This is a genomic window from Sphingopyxis sp. SE2, from assembly GCF_032227185.1.
GTDB lineage: Bacteria > Pseudomonadota > Alphaproteobacteria > Sphingomonadales > Sphingomonadaceae > Sphingopyxis.
Genome location: NZ_JAPMXW010000006.1, coordinates 1 through 5,131, shown reverse-complemented (window position 1 = coordinate 5,131; position 5,131 = coordinate 1). Strand labels below are relative to the sequence as shown.

The window sequence follows — 5,131 nt, the reverse complement described above, 5'->3', positions numbered from 1 at the left end:
CCCCTGTGCATTATGCGGACACAGATTCACGGTAGCGGTTTGATGAGCAGCGGCATGAGGCCATTGGCGTCGAGATCGAGGTGATCGGACCAGACATAATCGCCGGTGAGATTGATGCGATCCCAGCCCAATGGTGAGAGCCGAGACAGCATAGCCGGATCGATCTGGCTTCCGCGGCGGCGCATTTCTTCGACGGCGTGCCCAAGATAGCGACAGTTGAACAGGATGATCGCTGCGGTGACGAGGTTGAGGGCAGCCGCGCGGGTTTGCTGGTTCTCCAAGCCACGGTCGCGAAAGCGACCGAGCCGATGGAAGGCGACCGCTCGCGCCAGGCTGTTGCGCGCCTCGCCCTTGTTCAACTCGGCGGTGACCGTGCGGCGTAGCGCCGGATCGTCGAACCAGCGCAACGTGAACAGCGTGCGCTCGATCCGTCCTACCTCGCGGAGCGCCGCGGCGAGGCTGTTCTGCTGGCGGTAGGCGGATAGCTTTTTGAGGATCAGCGAGGGCGTAACGGTGCGATCACGCATCGCGCCGATGACGCGTTCGATATCCGGCCAGTGGCTGACGATCAGATCCCGGTTGAGCCTGTGACCGAACAGTGGCGCAAGCCTGCCATAGCGCTTCGAAGGTTCGAATGCGTAGAGGCGCCGGTCGGACAGGCGAGGAATGCGCGGCTCGAAATCGAGCCCGAGGAGATGCATCGTTGCGAACACGATGTCGGAAACGCCGCCTCCATCGACGTGCAGTGCGGTCAGATCGGCGTTGCTGTCATGGCCGAGGAGCCCATCGAGCGCATGGATGGCTTCTCCTGCCGTGCCGGCGATCACCGTCTGGTGCAGCGGCGCGTAGCGGTCGGTGATGGTGGTGTAGATCTTGACCACTGGGTCGCGACCATAATGGGCGTTGACCGCTCCGCCGGCTTCGCCCGGCCCGCCCAGGTAGAAGGCCTGGCCATCCGCGGAAGCCCGGTGTCCTTGCCCAAACCAGGCGGCGATCGGCTCGGCGTGGATGGCGTCGGTCAGACAGGCGAGCGCCGCCCGAAAGGTTTCCTCGCGCATGTGCCATGTCTGCATGCGCAGCAGCGCGCGGCGTGACCCTGCGCCGCATACCTCGGCCATGCGCGACAGCCCAAGATTGGTCGCTTCGGCAATCAGAGTGGCGAGGAAGGCCTGCTCATCGCCAGGCGGCAACCCGGTCGAGACGTGCCCGAAGTGCTGGGTGAAGCCGGTCCATCGTTCGACCTGCGACAGCACGTCGGTGATACGCGTGGCAGGCAGCATACCGTAGCAGGCAAGCGTCAGATGCCGTCCTTCGTCGTGCCCGGCATCATCGTCCTTCAGTTCCTTGGGGAAGCGCAATCGCTCGCCAGCGAACAGGGCAGCATCACGTCCGGCCAGATTCTGGGCGACGTCGCACAAGGCTTTGTCGAGTTGCGCGGCGCGCTGATCGAGCCATGCGTGTGGATCACCGAGCGAGAACACCGGTTGCAGCGCTGCGCCACTTGATGGCGCGAGCAGCACGTCCAGCGACCTGTGCAGCCGTGACCTCGGCACCCAGATATCACCCGATGCCAGTGCATTGGCGAGCGCCCCGTAGGTGGCCATCTCCCAATGCGTCCGGTCGATCTTGCCGGCGACCACGACATGGCGGTGCCAGCGCCGCTCGACATGACCGAGCGGAACGTCGGCAGGGAGCGGCTTGCGCCAGTCGCCATCAAGATCCGACAGGACCGTCATCGCATTGCGCAACGCCGCGGTGCCGACCCGGCCGTGGAAATCGAGCGTTTGCAGGAATAGAGGTCCTATTCGTTTGAAGGTCCGGTATTCGGCTGCGATCTCGCTCAACACATCGTCCCTGTGAGGTGCCGCGGTACGACGGATGATCGCGGCATCGGCATCGAGCATGTCGAGAGGCACGATATCCCTGAGGGCCGCGCCGATATCTTCACCGGTGCGTGCTACCCGGCTAACTGTTTCCAGCACGGTGGCGATGCGCATCAGTCGGTCACGGCCTTCGCGTCCCGAAATCGCGATTCCCTGTTCCAGGCGTTTGCGGGCACGAAGGTGAGCGCGTCCCATCAAGGCGCCGAACATGGCGATCGCCGCGTCGGTAAGCGTGGCTTCCATCTCGCGCAGCGTAGCAAGCAGGATGGCCCGCCTGCGGGAGGCGCGCATCTGTTGGAAGGCCTGGGCGGTATAGCGCACGCCTTCGCGGGCGAACTGCGTCATGCGTGGCTCGTGCAGGGGATCGACCGGAACACAGGAAATTCCGGTCCTGCGGATCAGAGCGATCTTCTCAAGGATTTCGGCGAGCGAGGCTGACGCGACGCGGGGCTGTGGTTCGCGCAGCCACGACAAGCGGCTCTGTCGATCATGCACCTTCTCATCGACCAGCGTATCGAGGCGCTGACGCATATCCGCATCGAGTTTATCATGGATTGCAGCGACCAGATCGGTTTCCACCCGCAGCATCGCCTCGGCCGCCATCCGCTCGACTACGCTGATGCCGGGGATAACGATGCGCCGCGTGCGCAGCTCGTCGAGCAGTCGATCGAGCAGAATACGCCCGTCCACGATGGGCATGGCTTCGATTTCCAGCCAGGTCATCATGATACCGCGCGCTGGCCGGCTCAGATCGGTGAAGCCGAAGCGCGCCTTGATGGCGGCAAGCTGATCGTAGCGGGTCGGCGCTCGCCGCGCGAAGTCGGCGATGGCGCCTGCATCCACCCCGACCTGCTCGGCGATATGGTCGAGCATGATCGCAGGCAACAGCTCGCCTGCGCGCAGATGCCGCCCCGGAAAGCGGAGGCAACAGAGTTGCAGGGCGTAGCTCAACCGGGTTGCCGGAGTGCGCGCGGTGCCGATTGCAGCAAGGTCCTCGGCATCGAGGCCATAGTGTCGCACCACCGCCGCCTCGCTGTCGGGCAAAGCAAGCAATGCGGCGCGCTGCCGCTGGGTCATCGGAATACGTGCGGGCATGTTTCATCCTTCAAAAACCTCTTGCCTTTTGCCCGCTTAATGAAAGAGGATTGTGAAAGGCCCAAGGCTGCGGAAATTGGTGCATCCTGTTTCCACCTCCGGATACGGCCGTTTGTGAAAGAGACGCAGATGACGCGCGAACCCTATCTGATCGGCTATGCCCGCGTATCGAAGGGCGACGACCAGTCGAACGCCGCGCAGCGGCGCGCGCTCGATGCCGCCGGCTGCAAGCGGATGTTCGAGGAGACCGCCAGCGGTGGGCGGTGGGACCGACCCAAGCTTCTGGAGATGATCGGCCAGTTGCGCGAGGGAGATGTCGTCGTCGTCTGGAAGCTCGACCGACTGTCGCGCAGCTTGAAGGACATGCTGCACATCATGGAGCGGATCGAGCACGCGGGAGCGGGCTTTCGTTCGCTGACCGAGGCGATCGACACCACCACCGCGGCAGGGCGGATGATGATGCAGATGGTGGGAAGCTTCGCCGAGTTTGAGCGGGCCATGATCCGCGAGCGTACCAGCGCCGGCCTTGCCCAGGCTCGCGCAGAAGGACGGATCGGCGGGCGTCGGCCCAAGCTCGGCGACAAGCAGCGCCGCGAAATCGCCGAGTCCGTCACGTCCGGCCGCAAGTCCGGTGCCGAGATGGCGCGGCTCTACGGCGTCAGCGAACCCACCGTCTCGCGCATCGTCGCCGCGCACCGCCAGCAATTCAGTCAGCAGCAGAGGGAACAGGCATGAAGCGTGGTCACGATCTGTCCGGCGTCATGAAGTTCGCCACCTCGCCGGCCTGGGGCGAGCATCTGGGCGAGGCGCTCGGCGATCATCTCGGGCTGGCGATGGAGGAGTTCGACTTCGAAGCGGACGAGCTGGCGGACATCGTCGGCGATCATTGGGCCGGCGTGTTGTGGGGATGCGCGTTCGAGGATCTGCTCACGCGCACCATCGAACCCGGGGACCGGAACATCGTTGATGACTATATTCGGCGCCGGGGCTGGAACGAGAGCGGCCCGACCAAAATCTACCTGCGTGCCCTCCGATCGTCGGTGATGAGCCTCCACGAGGTGAGCGAGGTCGAGCCCGGGAGCGGCTTCCTTGTGCGTGACCTGATCCAGGGCAGCGAGCCGCTTCGAGTATCCGAGCGCAGCGCCTCGCAGACGCTGAAGCAATGGGACAGGATCGGTGCCCGCGTCGTGCAGGTCGGAGGCAAGCACCTCCTGTCGGGGGGCGTGCTGTCGTTCACTATGGAGGCGGCCGAGGCGATCGTCGCCGATCTACGGCGCTCGAAGGGCAAGCGCAGCCCGCAAACCGCGTTGAACCTAGACGCCGACGATCTGGCTGCACTTCCGGCCCTCATCAGCACGGCATGGCTGTTCGATGTCGTTCCCAGGACCATGGGACCGGCGTCCATCCCCACGCTGCACAACAGTGATGGCGAGGAGGTGATGTTCCACCGCGTGCGCTTTCCCTTCGCACGCGGCGTGACCCAGGCGCTGGTCGGCGAGCGGCTTGATACTCTCCCTGCGCTTCAGCGGGAAACCACGCACTTTTGGAACTGGCTGGGCGAGAAACCGAACGGAAAAGCGAAAAGCACCGGGCGCATGGCGTGGGGTGTGACGATGGCGGACGGCACCCCGGTGCTCGGCAATGTCGAATTGAAAGGCCGCGCCCTGATGCTCGCCGTCACCTCGGCCGAGCGAGCGAAACGCGGCACCACGCTTATCAACGATGCGCTCGCCGGGTTGGTCGGCTCGCCGCTGACCACGATTGAGACGGTCGAACAGGCCATGGCGGCGCGGGCCGAGGGGCTGACATCATCCGAACCGGCACCCGCCATTGCGCCAGAGGTTGCAACCCCGCTCATCCATGCCATGCTCGACCGTCAGTACCGCGCGACGCTCGATGAACCCGTCGGCATGCTCGGCGACATCACCCCGCGCGCAGCCGTTCAAACTGCCGCAGGCCGGCACCGAGTAGCCGGGTGGCTCAAGCATCTCGAAAACCGCAGCAGCAGCCAACTCGACGCGAACGACCCGATGGCCACCTACGACTTCACTTGGATGTGGCGCGAACTTGGCATCGAGAACCTGCGCAAATAGTTCGCTACCCCTGACGTCGATGCCTACCGTGAATCCGTGTCCCTACAATGCACAGAGGCC

General features: G+C 64.5%; 3 protein-coding genes. 2 read left to right on the top strand and 1 reads right to left on the bottom strand.

Features of this window, described 5'->3' with window-relative positions; genetic code table 11:
* Nucleotides 1–26 precede the first annotated feature (26 nt).
* Nucleotides 27–2,960 (bottom strand): Tn3 family transposase, encoded by a 2,934-nt coding sequence (locus tag OVY29_RS22415; RefSeq protein WP_058804985.1) that lies wholly within the window; start codon nt 2,958–2,960, stop codon nt 27–29.
* A 147-nt stretch (nt 2,961–3,107) separates the two neighbouring features.
* On the opposite strand from OVY29_RS22415, the gene OVY29_RS22410 reads away from it, so the two are divergent.
* Entirely contained in the window at nt 3,108–3,713 is a 606-nt protein-coding gene (locus tag OVY29_RS22410) for a recombinase family protein (protein ID WP_099185149.1), read from the top strand.
* Nucleotides 3,710–5,071: a hypothetical protein gene (locus OVY29_RS22405; protein ID WP_313911833.1), complete on the top strand. Its 1,362-nt coding sequence runs from the start codon at nt 3,710–3,712 to the stop codon at nt 5,069–5,071. Before OVY29_RS22410 ends, OVY29_RS22405 begins: the two co-directional genes overlap by 4 nt.
* Nucleotides 5,072–5,131 lie beyond the last annotated feature (60 nt).

Bases quoted from the DNA above. Each gene is read 5' to 3' on its own strand.
- OVY29_RS22405 (WP_313911833.1), top strand. From the start codon at position 3,710: ATGAAGCGTGGTCACGATCTGTCCGGCGTCATGAAGTTCGCCACCTCG.
- OVY29_RS22410 (WP_099185149.1), top strand. From the start codon at position 3,108: ATGACGCGCGAACCCTATCTGATCGGCTATGCCCGCGTATCGAAGGGC.
- OVY29_RS22415 (WP_058804985.1), bottom strand. From the start codon at position 2,960: ATGACCCAGCGGCAGCGCGCCGCATTGCTTGCTTTGCCCGACAGCGAG.